General features: G+C 64.6%; 15 protein-coding genes. 6 read left to right on the top strand and 9 right to left on the bottom strand.

Translation table 11 applies throughout. The annotated features are described in order from the left end of the window. Positions 1-9 precede the first annotated feature (9 nt). Genes ARC20_RS05495 through ARC20_RS05480 form a run of 4 tightly spaced genes read right to left on the bottom strand, consistent with a single transcriptional unit; the run spans position 10 to position 9,780 of the window. Positions 10-1,614: an HNH endonuclease gene (locus ARC20_RS05495; RefSeq protein ID WP_057645511.1), complete on the bottom strand. Its 1,605-nt coding sequence runs from the start codon at positions 1,612-1,614 to the stop codon at positions 10-12. After that, positions 1,614-6,617, bottom strand: a complete 5,004-nt coding sequence (locus ARC20_RS05490; protein ID WP_057645509.1) for an Eco57I restriction-modification methylase domain-containing protein — start codon at positions 6,615-6,617, stop codon at positions 1,614-1,616. Before ARC20_RS05490 ends, ARC20_RS05495 begins: the two co-directional genes overlap by 1 nt. Before the next feature lie 3 nt (positions 6,618-6,620). Continuing rightward, complete coding sequence (locus ARC20_RS05485; protein ID WP_057645506.1) at positions 6,621-9,479, bottom strand: DEAD/DEAH box helicase; 2,859 nt, start codon at positions 9,477-9,479, stop codon at positions 6,621-6,623. Positions 9,480-9,525: 46 nt separating this feature from the next. Then, positions 9,526-9,780: an XRE family transcriptional regulator gene (locus tag ARC20_RS05480; RefSeq protein ID WP_057645504.1), complete on the bottom strand. Its 255-nt coding sequence runs from the start codon at positions 9,778-9,780 to the stop codon at positions 9,526-9,528. A gap of 162 nt (positions 9,781-9,942) precedes the next feature. Here ARC20_RS05480 and ARC20_RS05475 point away from each other — a divergent pair, with 162 nt between their 5' ends. Both ARC20_RS05475 and ARC20_RS05470 read left to right on the top strand, forming a co-directional pair. Further along, a complete protein-coding gene (locus ARC20_RS05475) occupies positions 9,943-10,242 on the top strand; it encodes a hypothetical protein (protein ID WP_057645502.1) in 300 nt (99 codons plus the stop codon). A 742-nt stretch (positions 10,243-10,984) separates the two neighbouring features. Beyond that, positions 10,985-11,851, top strand: a complete 867-nt coding sequence (locus tag ARC20_RS05470; protein ID WP_057645500.1) for an integrase domain-containing protein — start codon at positions 10,985-10,987, stop codon at positions 11,849-11,851. Between the two features lie 85 nt (positions 11,852-11,936). Here ARC20_RS05470 and ARC20_RS05465 read toward each other — a convergent pair whose 3' ends face one another. The 4 genes from ARC20_RS05465 to ARC20_RS05455 all read right to left on the bottom strand — a co-directional run bounded on the left by ARC20_RS05465 (position 11,937) and on the right by ARC20_RS05455 (position 14,552). Further along, complete coding sequence (locus ARC20_RS05465) at positions 11,937-12,461, bottom strand: DNA-binding protein (protein WP_272914600.1); 525 nt, start codon at positions 12,459-12,461, stop codon at positions 11,937-11,939. 138 nt (positions 12,462-12,599) lie between these two features. Continuing rightward, positions 12,600-13,409, bottom strand: coding sequence for a helix-turn-helix domain-containing protein (locus ARC20_RS05460; RefSeq protein ID WP_057645493.1), 810 nt, complete (start codon positions 13,407-13,409; stop codon positions 12,600-12,602). A gap of 1 nt (position 13,410) precedes the next feature. Then, positions 13,411-13,614 (bottom strand): helix-turn-helix transcriptional regulator, encoded by a 204-nt coding sequence (locus tag ARC20_RS17870; protein ID WP_081418046.1) that lies wholly within the window; start codon positions 13,612-13,614, stop codon positions 13,411-13,413. A gap of 122 nt (positions 13,615-13,736) precedes the next feature. After that, entirely contained in the window at positions 13,737-14,552 is an 816-nt protein-coding gene (locus ARC20_RS05455) for a hypothetical protein (RefSeq protein ID WP_057645491.1), read from the bottom strand. 208 nt (positions 14,553-14,760) lie between these two features. Between ARC20_RS05455 and xth the strand changes: the two genes are divergently transcribed. Both xth and ARC20_RS05445 read left to right on the top strand, forming a co-directional pair. Next, positions 14,761-15,531 carry an exodeoxyribonuclease III gene (gene xth, locus ARC20_RS05450; RefSeq protein WP_057645713.1) on the top strand — a complete coding sequence of 257 codons (771 nt, stop codon included), beginning with the start codon at positions 14,761-14,763 and terminating at the stop codon, positions 15,529-15,531. Positions 15,532-15,536: 5 nt separating this feature from the next. Then, positions 15,537-15,947, top strand: coding sequence for a GFA family protein (locus tag ARC20_RS05445; protein WP_057645488.1), 411 nt, complete (start codon positions 15,537-15,539; stop codon positions 15,945-15,947). Between the two features lie 54 nt (positions 15,948-16,001). Here the strand turns inward: ARC20_RS05445 and ARC20_RS05440 are convergent, their stop codons facing one another. Beyond that, positions 16,002-16,253, bottom strand: a complete 252-nt coding sequence (locus ARC20_RS05440) for a GlsB/YeaQ/YmgE family stress response membrane protein (RefSeq protein ID WP_057645485.1) — start codon at positions 16,251-16,253, stop codon at positions 16,002-16,004. A 135-nt stretch (positions 16,254-16,388) separates the two neighbouring features. On the opposite strand from ARC20_RS05440, the gene ARC20_RS05435 reads away from it, so the two are divergent. Continuing rightward, positions 16,389-17,009, top strand: a complete 621-nt coding sequence (locus ARC20_RS05435; protein ID WP_057645483.1) for a 4'-phosphopantetheinyl transferase family protein — start codon at positions 16,389-16,391, stop codon at positions 17,007-17,009. After that, complete coding sequence (gene rsmG / locus ARC20_RS05430) at positions 17,006-17,644, top strand: 16S rRNA (guanine(527)-N(7))-methyltransferase RsmG (RefSeq protein WP_057645480.1); 639 nt, start codon at positions 17,006-17,008, stop codon at positions 17,642-17,644. Before ARC20_RS05435 ends, rsmG begins: the two co-directional genes overlap by 4 nt. Positions 17,645-17,763: the final 119 nt, after the last annotated feature.

Genomic DNA, 17,763 nt, shown 5'->3' with positions numbered 1-17,763 from the left:
TGCTTCGCCCTACTTGATCATCTCAACCAGGTTGAGCGGCTTGGCCAGCACCTGCACGCCTTGCGGGCTACGCCCGGTCTCGAACACGGTCTGCCAGAAGCTGTTGTTCTGCTTGCCGCCGAACACGGTCTCGGACAGATCCTTGTTCACCCACAGCGGCAATGCCGCCAGGTTGCGGACGAAGTTGCGGATATTCGTCCACAGCTGCTCCGGGAACGGGTACTGGAACAGCTTGTCTTCCTGGATCGGCTTGCCGGTGTTGATGAAGTAGTTGCGGGCGACCTGCTGGATATAGCGCAGCCAGTTGTAAACCAGCTCCTCCTTGCTCATGCGGAAGGCCCGCAGGTGGTCGTGCTTGAACACTTCGCCCTTCTGCAGCCGACTTTCGATCTTGTCGGTGCCGATGTCCGGGTCGAACTTGCCGACATAGAGCTCCTCGGCCAAAACATTCATCAGCTTGATGATTTGCGCGGTTTCCAGTTCGCGCGGGTTCTCGCCATTCTCGGCACCGAAATTGAGCGGGGTCGCCAGTACGCCCTGGTGGACGAAGAAGGAGTAGAAGGTCTTGTCGATAGTGCTGTAGGACAGCGGGCGCTCCTTGCCGCGGCCGCCGTAGTCGATGAAGTCTCGCAGCTTGTTGTCCGCATCCGAGGTGACGGCATCGCGCACCGCGTCCAGGATGAAGCGCTTCATCTCGCGCGACTGCCCCTTGAAGTAGACCACCAGGTCCTGCTCGCTGAAACTGAGATCGCCTTCGGGTCGCCCCGTCTCGGCACGGAACCGCTGCAGCCGGTCGATGTAGAGCGTGCCGCCCAGGTGGCGCTGTACCGACTTGTCGAAGGCGACCTGCTTGAGCGTGGTGCCGGCATTGGTGTTGGTGGTGATCAGCGTGTCCGGGTCCGGGTCGATGAACACGCGCATCGGCAGGGCCTTGGCCCCCAGCATGATCTGCGCCGCCGCTTTGTGTTGTCCGTCGAAGACATGGATCGCACTCTTGTCACCCTCGGAGCTTGCCCATGCCAGCGGCACGTGCAGCTGCGGGCGCTTCTGATAGAACTCTTCCACCAGCTTGCCGATGTTGCTGCCGATGCTGCGCGGGTTGATGCGATCGTCATGGGCCAGGTACTGGATCGGCAGCTTGGCGAAGAAGTAGCGGAAGCCACTCAACTCGTCGACGTAGACGGGCACCGTATGCACCCGCTCATCGCCGATCGCGCTGAGGGTGAAGCTGACGCTGCCATTCTCGATCTTGAAGGCGAGTTGCTGCGTCCCGCCTCCGGCTTGCTGCAGCACGTCACCCAGGTTGGCGTTGCGGTTCTCGGGGGCAACGGCGTCCTTGAGCCGGCTGAAACGCTGCAGGACCCGGGCGACCTCCAGATTGGACGCCTGCTTGGAACGATTGCAGCTGGCATGGGTCAGCGCGAAGTTGGACGGGTCATCCTTGCCACCGGTCTTGATCGGTACCACATGATCGATGTCGATGCTGTCCTTGTGCAGCACCAGATCGATGCCCTGCTCGCAGATGAAGCAGTGGCCATTCTGGGTGGCATGCAGCTGGGCGATCAGGGCCTTGCGTTCATCGGCGGTCTGGCGGGACAGGAACAGCGACGACATCAGTGTGCTTCCTTGGGTTGTTGTTCGAAAAACTCCCACGCGATGCGGTAGTCGCTTTCGCGGTCTGCCAGCGCAAACGGGGCGACGTACTCGATGACGCGCTCATGCGGGCCGTCGGGCAGGGTGTCGTCCGTGACGGGGCGGCGGATGCGGGTGCCGTCGGGGATGCGGGCCTCAAGCGTGCCATCGGGTTTCTGCGTGGGTTGGATGTCCTCCCAGCCGAGGCGTTTGCGTTGGGTCTTGCCGTCGGGGAATTCGAGGGTGCAGTCGGCATCACTGCGGCCGGCCTTCCGCGGCAGGCCGACGCCGACCAGGCCCTTGGAGTTGGTGAAGGCGATGCGGCCGGCGGCGTCGTACCAGGTGTCGCGTTCGTAGCCTTGCATCACCGGGAACTGCACGCGGTAGATCAGCAGCAGTTCGTCCAGGGTCAGGCCCAGGGCCTGCGCGACCAGCACGTCGATCTCGACTAGGGCCATGCGGCGGGCGTAGTCGCTGCGCAAGGCGCAGTCGCGCTGCCAGTGTGGCGTGAGCTTGCTGAAGAAACCCCGCGGCAGGCGCGGGTTGGCGGGCTGGCTCCAGCTTTGGATGGTGAAGGCGGGATCGAAGACTTCACTCCAGAGATCGGCGTAGTGGGTGGTCAGCGTGACCAGCGCTGACACACGCGAAACGATCGCTGGATCTTCCTTTTCGGCAATGGGGAATTTGTCACCGATGTCCCCACGGAAGTCCTTCTTTCCGGTCGTGCGGTGATAGAAATCGAGCGGCAAAGACGACCAGAACCCTGCGTTCATGACTGCATCGTGGTCGTTCCGAAACACTACGCTGAAAACGCGATCAATATGTCCTTGCTCTTTCAATAGAACAATGGGTCGAATAGATCGCTCGTCAGCGGGGTGCGCGCCACGGCGCACTGCAAGCCGGTAATGTGCCGTCACTGGCTTTGCTGAGACCTCACCTCGCTCTACCCAGGCCACCTTTGGCACGCGACGGGCGTACTCGGCGCGATCCGCCATGGGTACGTAGTTGCTGCGCGGCAGATAGTCTTCGGGCAGGGTTTGTAGGTCCAGCACGTCGTAGTGGCCGTTGGCGGTGCAACTGCGACGCGGGCTCTTGTTGTACGGATTGGCGAGAAAGAAATGTGGGCCGGACAGTACCCAGTCCTGCGCTGATTCTGGGAAAGTGTTGTCGCCCGGCGCGCGGCGGATGATTGTGCCGTCCTTTTGCCTATTCGCTTCATGCCACATCTCAGTGGGACAGTAGTCATCACCGAGATCACCAAGTCGACGTGGATAGGCCGCCAACTTATCTAGCACGCTCTTCAGCGTGCCAGCATGCAACGCGGGCAGACGTGCCTGACGTGGTGGAGTCCCGGGTTCGTCGTACAGCTCCGCGAATACGGCTAATGCAGCCTCGTCCACGCGTACGATGCGGTCACGGTGACCGGTAGTGTTCCATTTTCCGTCTTCGGTCTTGATTCCGCCGACCGCGCCACTTCCATCGTGGCCATACGATGTATCGATCGTCGCCGGCCAGTACAGGTTGGACATGTGATCAAAGGCGACCGTTGCAGTTGGTTGGGCGTAGAGATGCAGGCCGAATCGCATACGACCGTGATCGTTGGTCCCTTCGAAAAGTTGCATTTCATTCTGGAACTGGAAATGCATGCGCAACCGAGGATACAAAGCTTCCCGCAAAGCTCCTCCCTTGGGGTCATCGTACGGACCTTCTGGGTGTACGAATCCTGAAACACCATTGGTTGTGGTGATACGCCAAGCCAATGGCAGGAAGCACTTGAACAAGTTTGTCTGGACGCCCCTAAGCAGCGGATAGTTCTGTGCTGCGTTGAGAAACTCCTGAGTGCCCTTCTGCGCGGCACATTCGGCGATATAGTCGACGCGGGCAGCCGGCAAGGCATCGAAGACGGCATCGCGCGCATCTGCCGTCTGCTTGGCACTGAGGCTGCGAATCACGAAGCGCGCATCGAAATCCGACAGCAGGCTCTGCTCGTTCCACTCCACCTTGATCCACGGCGGGTTGCCCAGGATCAGGTCGAAGCCGCCGCGTTGCACGAACTGGTCGGCAAAGGCCAGTTCCCAGTGAAAGAAATGCAGTGAATCGGACAGGGCCTGCGCCTGCTTCAGGCGCGGATTGGTCTGCAACAGCAGGTCCAGATTCACATGACCGAACTTGTCACGCTCCACCGCCAGGTTCAGGCGCGCCTGCGGGGTGACGGCGTCCAGTTCGGACTGAAACAGGTCGCTGGCCTCGCTGGTCACCTGCACCGCATTGCCCAACAACAGCCATTCCAGGTCGTCCCACCATTCGGCGCGGCTGGGCAGTTGCTCGGCTTCGGTCACCGGCCAGAACCACAGCGCGCACCAGTAGTCCATCACCAGCTTCAGGCGGCGGTAGGGCGAGGCGTTGCGCACCTGCTCGCTGAGCATCTCGCGCTGCCACACCTGATCCTTCTGCGCGGTGCTGGTGGGCGCGCGGTTAGGGGCAGCATCCGGCCAGACGTGCAGTTCATCGCTGGTGAGTGCGCGCACGCGGGCCAGTTCCTGCGCGTGTTGCTGCCAGAGGTCTTCGACGGCTTGCGAGAGGCGGCGGGCGCGGGTGACTTCATCCTTGGTGAGCGGTGCGGTGAAGGTCTTGCGCCACTTCTTCATGCGCTCGAAGTGACCCGGCTCCAGCGCCTTGACCACCTTGTCGGTGCAGCCGGCCATGCCGGGGTCGGGGAGGAGGAAGTGCCAGATGTGGTTTGTGGTGAAGGGCGCGCCCCCGCCCCAACCCTCCCCCGCAGGCGGGGGAGGGGGAACAACCTTGGGAGAAGGGAAGGCGATGCGTTGGGGGACGGCGGCGCGCCAGTCGAGTTGGGCATTGCCGGCTTCGCCGCGGCCGGGGGTGAGCTTGGCGGCGCTGAAGGCGTCGCGGCGGCAGCCGACGAGGGAGTTGCCGTTGAACAGCTGCAGGCCGAACCAGGGCACGTGCGCGCCTTCGAAGATGGCGTTGAGCCATAGCGACACTTCGGCCAGCTGCGCGGCGATGGGGTTCAGGTCCACGCCGAACACATTGGTGTCGGCGATGTACATCTTCACCCGCTGTTTTTCGTGGGTGTACTTGTCGTGGGCTATGGTCTGGCCCAGCTCCTGCTGCTTGCGCTGCAGGTAGGCCTCGGCCAGCTGGTCGATGGCCTCGTTCAAGAACGCGGCGCTGCCCATGGCCGGCTCGCACACGGTGAGCTTGAGGATCTCTTCGGCGGGCGTGTCGTCGGTCAACAACTCCTTCAGCGCGTACTTGACCAGGCAGCGGGTCAGCACTTCCGGGGTGTAGTAGCTGGCGGATTTCTCGCGCTCGCGCCCGGCCAGGCGGTAGATGAACTTGCCGCGCGGGTGGATGCGTGGTTCGCCATCGAACAGTTTTTCGGCGCTGGTGTAGTCCTTGATGCGGCTGGCGGGGACGAACCATGCCGGGGCCAGCGGGTCGATATCGTCGCGGCCACGGCGCAGGCTTTGCTCGTCGGCCGCGACGGGCGCGTCGTCCGCTTCGTCATCCGTGTCCGCCTCGGCCTCGTCCTCCGATATGGTCGCCGCCGTGCCCTTGGCCGGCTTGACCTCGTACAGGTCTTCCTCGGCAAAGAAGCCGCGGAAGGACAGCAGCGCCTCGTACACCGCGCCCAGCTGGTTGATGCCGAGCTGCGCGTAGGAAATGCGGCCGGCACGACGGCGGCTGTCGCCCTTGGACAGCGACATCAGGCGGATCACCTGCTGCATCACCCGGTTGCGCAGCTTGACGCTGCCCAGGATCTTCAAGCGTGCCGGGTCGAACAGATGGCCTTGCAGCGGGGCCAGGCGGAAGCCGTTGCCGTTTGCGCCGGTGAAGCCCAGGCCGTCGGTTTGTTCGGGGAATCCGTTCCAGATCAGGTCGAACAGGATCTTGATGGACTCGTGGATATAGCTGCCGTCTTCGGCCTCGGGCGTCTGCAGGGACAGCTTTTCCAGGTCGCGCAGGTGCTCCAGACTGTAGCCCTTGAGGTAGGCGGCGGCCTGGATGGGCGCATAGCCCAGTTCCGGGCGGGCTTCCAGATAGAACAGGAACAGCAGCCGGTACATGAAGACCAGGCACTCTTCCGACAGCTGCGCAGCGAGATCCAGATCGTTGCGGTCGAAGACCTTTTCCTTGGCGATGACGCGCTTGTGGCGGATGGCCTCGTTGCCGATCAGCTCGATGGCTTCGCGCAGGGCGTATTTGAGGTCGGTGGAGACCCCGTAGGCGTGCTTGTGCGAATTGCCGTCCAGGGTATCGAGCAGGGCAGCCGCGCCTTCGGCCGGCAGGATGGAATCACGGCTGGCCAGCGCGGCGGTGGCGCGGAACAGCTTGTCGTCGCGCAGGCCGAAGATCTCCGGCAGGTCGAAGCGCAGCAAGGCCTTGCGGCTCCATTTGGCGCGTTCGATCACCAGCAGTTCGTCGTGGCCCAGGATCAGCAGCCAGCGCGGCGGGTGGGTGTCGGCAAAGACAATCTTCGTGGCGACGGTTTCCCAGTCGCTGTCCTCGTCCATCAGCGCCGGCTCGCTATAGCTCACTTGCAGCGGGCGACTGGCCAGCGCCGACCATTCCTCGGCATCGTCATCCATCGCGAACGGAGCCAGGGCGATGACCAGCGCCGGATGACCATCGCTGCCTCGGTAGCAGGCCGCGACCGGCAGCTCGCCGTCTTCCAGGGCCAAGGTTTCCGGTTGCAGGGTGTAGCCGAGCACGCCGAACAGGCGCTGGGCGATCTCGTGCAGCCCGGCGAGGCGATCCTCCAGCGTGCGCGCCTTGATCAGCTGATCGCGCAGCTTGAGGTAGTCGCCGGCCAGCTGGCGCAGGCGTGCGGGCGGCGACGCACTGCCCTGCTCGGCCCAGCGCGCGAACAGGTTCTTGAGGTCGTTGTCCAGCACCTCGTCGAGGTAGTGCTGGCTGTAGAAGTCGTTGGCGTTTTCGATGCCGGTCAGCGGGAAGCTCATGGCTCAGGCGTCCTTGCCGATCAGCACGGCCGCGACGGTGAGCTGGGCGCGGGCATCGAGTTCGAGGGTGCGGCTGACCCACTCGCGGTAGCTGTGGAATAACTGCTCGGTGTCGCGGGCCTGTTGCTCTTTCTTGCGTTCGCGCAGTTGCGCCAGGGCGTCCTCGCCGCCACGGAAATCCAGCTCCAGCTGCTGCAGGTGCTGCTGGCGCAGGGTGTCCAGGCGCGACAGCTCGTCGCTGCTGCGGCGCTTGGCATCCTGACTGAAGCGTTTGTGCTCGTCGCGCATGCGCTGGTCGGCGGCGGCCAGCGCCGGGGCGAGGCGGCGCTGCAGATCGACGGCATCGATGGGCTTGCCGGCATTGGGCACCTCGTCGCGGCCCAGGCCGGTGACCTGCACGACTTCGGCCAGGGTCAGCACGCCACGTTCCTTGCCGGAGGCATCCACGCAGACCGCGAACCAGTCGTTGATCATCGGCTGGCCACGGCGGTTGGGGATGACCGCGGCGATCAGCACCAGCGCATCGCCGTTGCCGATGCCACGGGCCACGCGCAGCACCGGTGCCTTCTGGCGGCCGATCTGCGCCAGCAGGCGGTAGTCCAGCCACTGGGCGATGGGGTGCAGCGGCCAGAGCAGTTGCAGATCGGGCCAGGCATCACCATCGCGGGCGCGGGCAATGGCCTGCTGCACGGCCTGGCGGTCAGCGCAGAGCACATAGCGGTGATCGTCCGGGCGCATTTCCTGTGCCAGCTGGCCGGAGAGATACCGATGCAGGTCCTCGCCGGGCTGAAGGGCAATCGTGCGGCCTGGCACATCGACCTGCGCGCGAGTAGGCAAGGCCTTGGCGCGATGCAGGTGCTCGATGGCGTGTTGCAAATAGTCGAAGTCGCTGGGAAACAGCGACAGTGGCTCGTCGGTGCGGGCTTGCACGGGCACTGGCGCGTCGCTGCCGCCCGTGCCCATCAGCGCATCGAGCCAGTCCAGGCCGCCTTCAGGCGCTTGAAGCGAGGCATCGAAGTGGTCGGCCTGCTCGCCCGATTCGATGGCCTGGGCCACGCGGCGGGTTTCTTCGTCCTCGTCGTACAGGCCCATGAAGATCGACGGATCACCGATGTTCTTGGCCGCCTGCTCGTCTTTCTCGGTGAGAATTTCCAGGATGCGCAGGTCGCCCTTGATGCGCGGATGCGCGACCTCGTTGAAGAGATACGCGATCAGAGGAGTCTTGGCCTGGCCGTAGCGATCCACGCGGCCGTTGCGCTGCTGGAACACCATCAGCGACCAGGGGATGTCGAAATGCACCAGGCGGTGCGACTGGAAGTGCAGGTTGATGCCTTCGGAGGCGACATCGGAGGCAATCAGCAAGCGGAGCGGTGAGTGGGTCTTGCCGAACTCTTCCACCGTCTGCTGGATCTGGGTGTCGGGCAATTGGCCGTGGAGGACGGCGACGGCCTTGTCGGGCAGGCCCAGTTTGGCGGCCAGATGGGTCTGCAGGAACTTGAGGGTTTCGATGCGCTCGGTGAATACCACCAGGCGATCGGAAGCGTCGGCCTTGTCCCAACGCCAGCTGGGATCGGCCTGCAGGCGCTGGACCAGTTCGGTGAGCTTGCTGACGGCTTCGGGCGTGATGGCCTCGATGGCATCGCGCAGGCCTTGCAGGGCCGGCAGGTCGGGGTGCGCCGGGTCGCGTTTCTCCAGCCGGCTCATGCGCTCGCGCACGGTCTGCGCGCAGGCGGCTGGCGAGGACAGCAGCGCCTTTTCCAGGGTGGTGCGGAATAGCATGTCGGCGCCGCGGCGGTCGGCATCGATGTGCAGGTCGAGGTCGGCCAGGGTGGCGAAGGCATGTTCCTCGGCGGCGCTGGGCCTGGCCTTGAAGCGGAACACCTGGCGCTCGGGGAAGTGCTGGCGGATCTCCTCGCGCACGTCTGCTTTGAAGCGGCGCACGAACAGGTGGGCGATGTCGTCCTTGGTGTAGTCGGTCTTGCGCGGCGGCAGCACGGTGGGGTCGAGCATCCGCATCAGGCTGGCGAAGCTCTCCGGCCGGCCGTTGTGCGGGGTGGCGGTGAGCAGGACCAGCGCATCGGAACGCTGCGCCAGCAGGGTGGCCAGCTTGCCGCGCTTGCTGCGGCCGGCACTCGAACCCTTGAACGAGACGTTGTGGGCTTCGTCGATGACGATGATGTCCCAGAAGGCGCTTTCCAGGTAATGGCGGTACTCGCTGTCCTTCTTCAGCGTGTCCACCGAGATGATGGTCTTGTCGTGGTACAGAAACGGGTTGTGGTTGGCCGGCAACTGGCGGCGGATGCGCTGGATGCCTGCGGAGTCGAGCCGGGTCAGAGGGATCGAGAAGCGGGACCACAACTCCTTCTGGAACTGCCGCATCATGCTCTTGGTGGTGACCACCAGGATCCGACGACCCTTGCCACGGCGCATCAGCTCCGACAGCAGGATGCCGGCTTCCAGGGTTTTGCCGAGGCCGACCGAATCGGCGATCAGGAAGCGCGGGCGGACCTGTTCCAGCGCCTGATGGGTGGGCAGCAGCTGGAACGGCAGGGCGTCCATGGCGCCGCGATGGCCCAGGGCCAGTTCGGTGCCGGTGGGGACGGACTGGCGCAGCCGCGCCTCCAGATACAGGCGACTGCCGAGGTAGGCGGGCGAGTCGTCGCTGACCAGCTCGGTATCGCGCGGGTCGAGGACCTTGACCTCGTCGATTTCGGTCAGGAACAGGGCCTCGCGGTGGCGGACCGTCTCCGAGACCCCCAGGCACTCCAGTTCATGGCCGCCAAGGTCGCACTGGTTCGCGCCACGGACCAGCCATTCCTCGTCCCGGATCAGTACCCGTGCGCCGGGCGCTGGTGCCTGCATTGCTTTCCCCTTCCTTCCCCAGAATTCCAGATTCCGCCCCTGCCACTCACCCGCCGCCCCGCTCACGCCTGAGGTCATCCTGGGCGCCCGACGCCACGGTCTGGACGAACGCCAGCTCCATCCCCAGCACCCCGAGTACCGCAAGCAGCTTGCGCGCACCGAACTCGGCGCACTTGCCGCACTCGAACCGCGACAGCACCGCCTGGGCAATGCCCGCCTGCCGCGCGACATCGCCCTGCTGCAGGCCAAGCGCACGCCTGCGCGCCGCAACCGCGGGGCCGAGCTCGGAGATCGTCTGCATTCGACTTATTCGTCAAATCCCGGCTGCAAATTAGCCGGATTTTGACCAATACGTCAAATCCCCTCGAAAGCCGTCCGCCTGAAAGACGCAAGTTTCCCGCCAACTTTGCCCGCCGCCGCCCTGGTGTATAGGTGGTGGGGTCCAACTACGAAGGAGTTCGCCATGGAAGCCAGGTTGATCAGTCTGCCCCTCGTGCAACTGGCCCGGCTGCTGGGCCTGGTCAGAAGCATCGAGCCGGTCGAACTGCAGGACAGCAGGGACTGGGGCCTGCTGATCCGCGGCCGGGGCTTCACCCGATTGCTGGAGCAGGAGCTTCTGCACGCGCCGAATCTGATCCGGCCGGTCGGCTGGTCGACGCCCCGTCCCATCACCTTCCGCGGCCGGCAGGCGGCGGTGACCTATGCCCAACGCCTGGGCCTGCTGCCCAGACAGAAGACATGGTCCGTGTCGGCAAGCGAGTAGACAGGCAAGTCGCGTCGGCGAGACCGTCGCCGTGGTGTTTCGCGCAGTTGCCGGTCATTGCGCACGCGACCGATGCACCCAAGAGCATCCATATCGATCCACGGGAACAGTTGTTTGCAAGCTGCGCGGTGACGCCGTAGCTTTCGCGGCAAGTACTGCCCGCGAACCTGGCGCATAACCCAGGCACTCAACTATCCCGGCTTCGTCCCGGGATCATCGAACCGGACAGCAGCGCCATGCGCGCTCTGTCCTGATCCACTGCAAGGCTTCGGGCATCGCCATGCCTGCCCGACTTGCCATCACCAGAACGCGCCCACGCTCCGGCCACGCTGGCTGGACGGCGCATATCAACCGCGCAATCGGTGCCATCGCAGCACCGGCGGCGACGCCACCCTCATCGCTTCGCAGTGCGAATCGCGAGAGTGACGCAACGGCACTGCAGCCGGAAGGCCGCCAGAACAAAGGCTTCTGCGCTCAACCGTGCCAGTGACACCACGAATCGCACCGGCGCAACACGTCGCCGTGCGACATCCATGCTCGACTCACTATCCATGCACACCAGGCCCGCCTCCTGGAGGTCGCCCTAGAAGCTGCATTCGCGGCGCCATCACTCGAAGCAGTTCGAGCGATCCGGCAGGGCCCGTTACTCACCGGTTCTGTAGCCGCGCTGAGGGCTGATGTGCACGCGGGACATTTTCCCGCACTCCAAAGCCGTCAGCGCGGCAAGCACGCGGAGAGAACCGTGAGCAGAAGAACCGAGTTCCAGGCTTCGATCGTCGCCGTCATGGCGCGACTGGGCGGATCCCGCCTGACCCGCGAGGCCAGGGAGCGCACCGCCGCGAAATTTTCCACGCTGATGTACGCGGCGGGCTATACGCACCTTGCGAGTCCTACCGACATCAGCGGCAAGCATCTGCGGGCCTACGTCACGGCGCGGCAGGCCGATTCACCCGGCGTGCGAACCCTGCAGAATGAGCTGGCGCACTTGCGCAGCGTTCTGAGGAGCGTCGGCAAGCAGGCAGTGGCCGGTGCGCCCGAACTGAGCAACGAGGCGCTCGGGATTAGTGGCGGATCGCGCCTGGGCTCCAAGACCGCCATGTCCCGTGAGGATTTTCTGACCGTCACCGCGCATGCCGAGCGCCAGAACCGGCCAGGGATGGCTGCGCTGCTGCGGCTGGAACGGCATCTTGGCCTGCGAGGCAATGAGGCCATCCATGCCAGGGAAGACACGCTGCGCCGTTGGGAGCGTGAGCTTCAGGCGGACGGCCGGATCAGCGTGCTTGCTGGAACCAAAGGGGGTCGGCCACGGACAGTGGACGTGTTTGATCGGGCAAGCGCCTCGGCTGCGGTCTCGTTGGCTCTCGTCGTGTGCGCGAAACAGGGCGGCTTCCTGGTGGTCCGTGCCAACGGGTCACCAGCAGGCGGGCTGAAGCAGGCCCGTCGCATCTATCACTCCTGGGCGCACCGCAACGGTATCCAGCCTCACTCTGCACGCTATGCGTTCGCGCGGGAGCAACTGGACGGCTACCTTTCGAGGGGCTACTCGTCGCGCGAAGCCCTGATGGCCGTGAGCCACGACCTCGGCCATGGCGACGGGCGTGGCCGCTGAGTCAAGAGTGTTTACATGCGGTAGCGACTCCGCGACATCGTTGTTCACCACGTTTTCTGGACGCCCGCGAGTGGAACCGCGAATCCTAGCGGACTGCGTTCTGCGCTCGAAGCTCCACTTCAAGCATCGCCAGCCGTTCACGTGCATCCACCAGTGATGCCTGTACAGCCTGCCTTTCCGATCGTTCAGCCAGAAGAGCCTGTTCACGTTCATCCAAGCGTGCACAGGCGCCCGCGCTCTCCACCTTCGCCGACGCGTTGGCAGCCGACAACTCCTCGACCTTCAACTCAAGCTCTTGTTGCCTCAGTACGGCTGCCGCGATCTGGGCGGTTGCCTTGTCCAGCAACGAGGCCATTTCGGCACGTTCCGTCTCCAGCTCCTTGCGAGCCGTACGCAGCGCGTCGCGCTCGCTGGAAACCAGCTCATCGGCCACACCAAGCGCCTCGGCCCAGACATGCTCGGCCTGCTGCCGCATACGGGCCGAGAAAGCTTCCGGGATCGGCATCTTTGCGCCCGCGGCTTTCATCTGCTGCCCCCTCCACTCGGCCATTGCCGGCGCGATCGTGGAGAACGAGCCAGTCTCGCCGAGCATCTCGCGTACCGCCGCCAGCGTCGGTGTTTAACCAAGGCGCTGAAGTTCGTCCGCCACTACCCAGATCTGATCTTTGGTGATGCCCATGAAGACTATCCTTCTGTAGTGTGTAGCGCGCTACAGCTGCTACGCGCAGCCAGTCGCCGGTGAGTGGTCTTACTTGGACGATTTCGTCTCTTTCGGAGGAATTCCCAGCTGAGCAATGGCCGCTTGCATGGCGGCAAGCCCCCTCGCACGCGCCTCCGGATCCAAGCGACGCTTCTCTTCTGCTCGCCGCTTCTCGGCCTCCTGCGCATCCCGCGCCACCCTCTGACGGTCGCACTGGATTGCCAGCGCATGATTGGGAACGAACGCGCCGGCCAGCGCCTGCCTCACCACGCCACGGAACCACCCCGGCCACTGCGCCTTGATTGCCTTGGCCCTCAGCGCGCCAGCTAGCTCGTCGACGATATCCTGATGCTGGATCTCCGCAACTCCATCCAGCATGTCGACTACTACTACCCGTTCTTTCTGGCTCAGCTGAGGGAGATGCGACCAGTTGATCGAATGCGGCGTGCCCTGTAGTGGTGGTTCAGATTGGTGGTTGCTTTTGGTTCGGGCGACAACGGCGTCACTGCCTTCGCGCTTCTTTGTCATGGGGGCGGGTGGCACCTTGGCCACGGGTGACAATTTGTCACCGCCTCCATTTGGATCGCCTTCACGGAGACCCGCCACGTTGATCTGGTATCTCCTGGATCCCGTGCCACCCTGCTGGTTGCCGACGACGGCAATCAGCGTCATGGCTATCAGCTCACTCATGATTCGCTGACACTGCCGTTTCGAGATGCATGCCTTGTTCGCCAGCGTCAGCATGCTGGGAAAGCAAAAGCCGGTGTCATTCGCCCAGTCGCACATCGCCAGCAACACGAGCTTCATGGTCGGGGACATCTTGATGTCCCATGCGAGATTCATAAGCTTGATACTCACGTCACGCCACCTCGCGGGTAGCGGTGATGCGTTGCTGCAGCCAGCTTTCGACTTCGGCTTCGATCCACGCCGTAGCCCGCTTACCCAGTTTGATCGGCCGCGGAAATCCAAAATCGGCAGTCAGCCGATGAACCTGGGACTTGGACAGCCCTGTGCGGCGGCAGACCTCACCGATGCGAAGCATGTTGGTGCAATGCGGTTCCATGTATCGTCTCCATGCCCCTTGCGGGCGTTAGCGCCGACCCGGGCATTTCCGGGCCGGTCGGAGACAAGCTAGGACTCTGCAATTCCTAATTGGCGGTCAGAACTGCGCGAACTATTTTTGCGTTAGACCTTGACTTTTTGATGCGACAGCATTCGCAACCGCCGCTTCATGACGCCCGCCACGACGTCCTCGCTCACTTCATTGCCAGTAATTGCGGTCGTCAGCGTTGCGGTTGCGGAAAAGTGGTTGCGACCGAACCAGTCCCGGACACTGCTTCCGATGTGCCAGATGATGTCGTACCGCCCCCACCCGCAGTCCTCGGCCCATTCCTGGGCGCCGGTCGCAAGTGCCTGCATGGCTTCACGCGGATCCGAGTAGAGCTCCATGACTTCGTGCTCGATCTCGTACTGCAGCGCTTCAAGCTGGTCAGCCACGGATTTCCTGGCGTCAGCCGCGATTCCTACGCGATCAAGCACCGCCAAAATTTGTTCCGTGGTCGATTCAAACGGCTGGGTGACCTTGTTTTCTGCTTTGTCCCAAGCCGCAACACCAACAGCACTGGCAATTCCGAGCGGATACAGACCGAACGCCGAACTCGTACCAAGCCGTTCGATCTGGCGTGCAAGTCCTTCAACGTGTTTCTGGATGGCGCCGGAGATCGCCTGACGATCATCGTCAGTTCGCGGTTGACCAGGATCAGGCCCAAGCGCAGCGTAGTGCAGTACGCAAAGCAAGGAATGGACAGGCCCCTTGAACTTGAACGACTCCCGATGCTTGTCGAACATATGCCACACTGCCTTCATGTTCTCCGCGTGATCCACGAGCTTCTGGATGTGCCAGCTGTAGAAGGGAAGATCTCTCGAGCCGGTGAGCAGCTCGTCCTTCACCCAGTGAGGCAGCGAATCCCATTCCCGCGGAAGATGCAGTTCCACGTCCATTGCAAACTCCTTGTGCCTTGAGTGGTAGCGAGTGCTCCTGCGAACACTTGGAGTACGATGGATGCGCTTGGGTCGATATGTAAGTGGACAAATTCCGCTGTCCTGTCTGGACGCGCAGCCCTACCGAATCGATCTGGGGGTACGGGTGGGGGTATAAGAACCAGCTGCCTGACACGAAATCCAATTAAATAAAATGGATATCGCGATCATGAAAATCGCCTCCTGGAACGTCAATTCGCTCAACGTGCGCCTGCCGCACCTGCAGCAGTGGTTGCAGTCCGCCGCGCCGGACATCGTCGGCATCCAGGAAACCAAGCTGGAGGACCACAAGTTCCCGGATGGCGAGCTGGCGGGTATCGGCTACCGCAGCGTGTTCGCCGGGCAGAAGACCTACAACGGCGTTGCGGTCCTCTCGCGCGAACCCGCGCAGGACGTGCAGGTTGGCATCCCCGGTTTCGAGGATGAGCAGAAGCGCGTGATCGCCGCCACCGTGGGCGAGGTGCGCATCGTCAATCTCTATGTGGTCAACGGGCAGGACGTGGGTACCGACAAGTACGCCTACAAGCTGCGCTGGCTCGATGCCGTGCACGAATGGCTGGCCGCCGAGCTGCAGCGCCACCCGAAGATGGTCGTGCTGGGGGATTTCAACATCGCCCCGGACGAACGCGACGTGCACGACCCAGAGGTCTGGAACGAAAACCACATCCTGACCTCTACCTCCGAGCGCGCCGGCCTGCGCAAGCTCGAGGCGCTCGGCCTGCACGACGCCTTCCGCCTGCACCATGACGAAGCCGGGGTGTTCAGCTGGTGGGATTACCGCGCCGCCGGCTTCCGCCGCAATCTCGGCCTGCGCATCGACCTGACCCTGGTCTCCGACGCCCTGCGCGCGCAGGCCAAGGCGGCCGACATCGACCGCGAGCCCCGCACCTGGGACCGCCCCAGCGACCACGCGCCGGCGTGGGTCGAACTGGCGGACTGAGCGCGATGGCAGGCTTCCGCGAAGTCGGCGGCACGGTCATCCAGCCCGTGCACCTTGCGCGCTGCCATTGCGGCGCGGTGGTGCTGGAACTGCAGCTGCCCGACGGCATCGTCGACCCGCGCCGCTGCAACTGCTCGATGTGCCGGCGCCGCGGCGCCATCGTCGGCTCGGTGCCGCTGGAAGGGCTGCGCGTGGTGGGTGACGGTGGCCAACTGCGCCTGTACCAGTTCAACACCCACGTGGCCGAACATTATTTCTGCGCCACCTGCGGCATCTATACCCACCACCGGCGGCGCTCGAACCCCAACGAGTACGGCTACAACGTCGGCTGCCTGGACGGCGTGGACCCGTACGCGCTGCCAGGGCCGATCCCGGTCTCCGACGGCGTCCACCATCCCGCCGACCGTGCGCCCTGAAACGGCGAAGCCCGGGCCAGGCCCGGGCTTCGGTCGATCGGAGGCCGCGTGCGATCAGCGTGCGCGGCCGCGGGTGAACAGGTTGACGATCGCCAGCAGGATCACCGCGCCGATCAGGGAGAACAGGAAAGTGCGCAGCGTGATCGCCTCGTTGATGCCACCGCCGAACAGCCAGCCGGCGAGCAAGGCGCCGATGATGCCCACCACGATGTTGAGGATGATGCCCTGCTGAGCATCGCGGCGCATGATGATGCTGGCGAGCCAGCCCACGATGCCACCGACGATCAGCCAGATGATGATGCCCATGCCCGAATCTCCTTTTACTTCGAGTCACCGCCCGGGGAGTGGTGCGGCAGCGACATTCAACGCGCGGATTCGTGAAGTGCTTGTTAAAGATTTTGACCGTCGCCCGCTCGTTCAGCTGCGCGCCGGGAGCGCGGTTTGAGCGTCACCGCGCCGGCCTGGCAGGTCGGCCCCGTCAGCCTGTGGCTGTTGCCGCACGCGCACGGCACGCGCGGCGAGCCGCAAGCCCGCGAAGTGCTCGGTGGCCACTTCGCACTGCCGCCGCAGGACGTGCCGATGACCCGCGACGTGCGCGGCCGGCCGTGGCTGCTGCCGCCGCTGTCGGCGTTCGGCACCGGCTGGAGCCACAGCGGCGACCACCTGCTGCTCGGGCTGGGCGAGGACATGCTGCTCGGCGTGGACCTGGAGCGCCTGCGTCCGCGGCCGCGGATGCGCGAGGTGGTGGAGCGATATTTCCACCCCGAGGAAATCCGCTGGCTGCAGTCGTTGTCCGACATCGACTGCGCCGATCGCTTCTTCCGCCTGTGGTGCGCCAAGGAGGCGATGCTCAAGGCGCACGGGCACGGCATCTCCTTCGGCCTGCACCGGCTGCGCTTCGCCGAGGACGCGCAGGGCGCGCTGCACCTGGCCTGGTGCGATGCGGCGCTCGGCGAGGCCACCCGCTGGACCCTGCACGAATGGCTGGCCGCCCCCGGTTACCGCGCCGCCCTGGCCTGGTATCCGGCCGGGGACGCGCTGCCTGCGATAATGCCGGCATGAACGATGCCGTCCTGCCCGCCGAAGCGCGGAACGACCTGGCGCGCGGACTGCAGGCCATGGGCCTGGACGCCGCGTTCGCCGAACCCCTGGGGGCCTACCTCGCGCTGCTGGCGCGCTGGAACCGCACCTACAACCTGACCGCCATCCGCGACCCGCGCGAAATGGTCACCCGCCACCTGCTCGATTCGCTGGCGATGCGCCCGTACATCGAAGCCGGCCGGCTGGCCGACCTGGGCACCGGCCCCGGGCTGCCCGGCATCCCGTTGGCGATCACCCGCCCCGGGCTGCAGGTGACCCTGGTGGAGAGCAACGGCAAGAAGGCGCGCTTCATGCGCGAGGCCGTGCGCCAGCTGGGGTTGGGCAATGCCCGCGTGGCCGAGTCGCGCGCCGAGGCGCTGGACGAGCCAGCCGCCTACGACCACCTCACCGCCCGCGCGCTGGACACCCTGGCCGGGATCATCGAGGTCGGCGGCCACCTGCTGCGCCCAGGCGGCACCCTGCTGGCCATGAAGGGGGTCTACCCGCACGAGGAGATCGCCGCGCTGCCGGCCGGCTGGTCCGTCGGTACGGTGCATCCGCTGACGGTGCCGGGCCTGACCGGCGAACGCCATCTGGTCGAAGTGGTGCGGGCCTGACGGGCGGGCCGCGCCGGGCCTGGCCCGGTCGCGGCGGCATGCCCGGCCCAGGCGCGATTTCACCCCGGGCCCCGCTGCCCGCATAATGTCCGATCCCTGAACCCAGCCCACGAGGCTCT

It is taken from the genome of Stenotrophomonas panacihumi (assembly GCF_001431645.1).
Classification (GTDB): domain Bacteria; phylum Pseudomonadota; class Gammaproteobacteria; order Xanthomonadales; family Xanthomonadaceae; genus Stenotrophomonas_A; species Stenotrophomonas_A panacihumi.
This window is presented reverse-complemented; position numbering and strand designations above follow the sequence as displayed.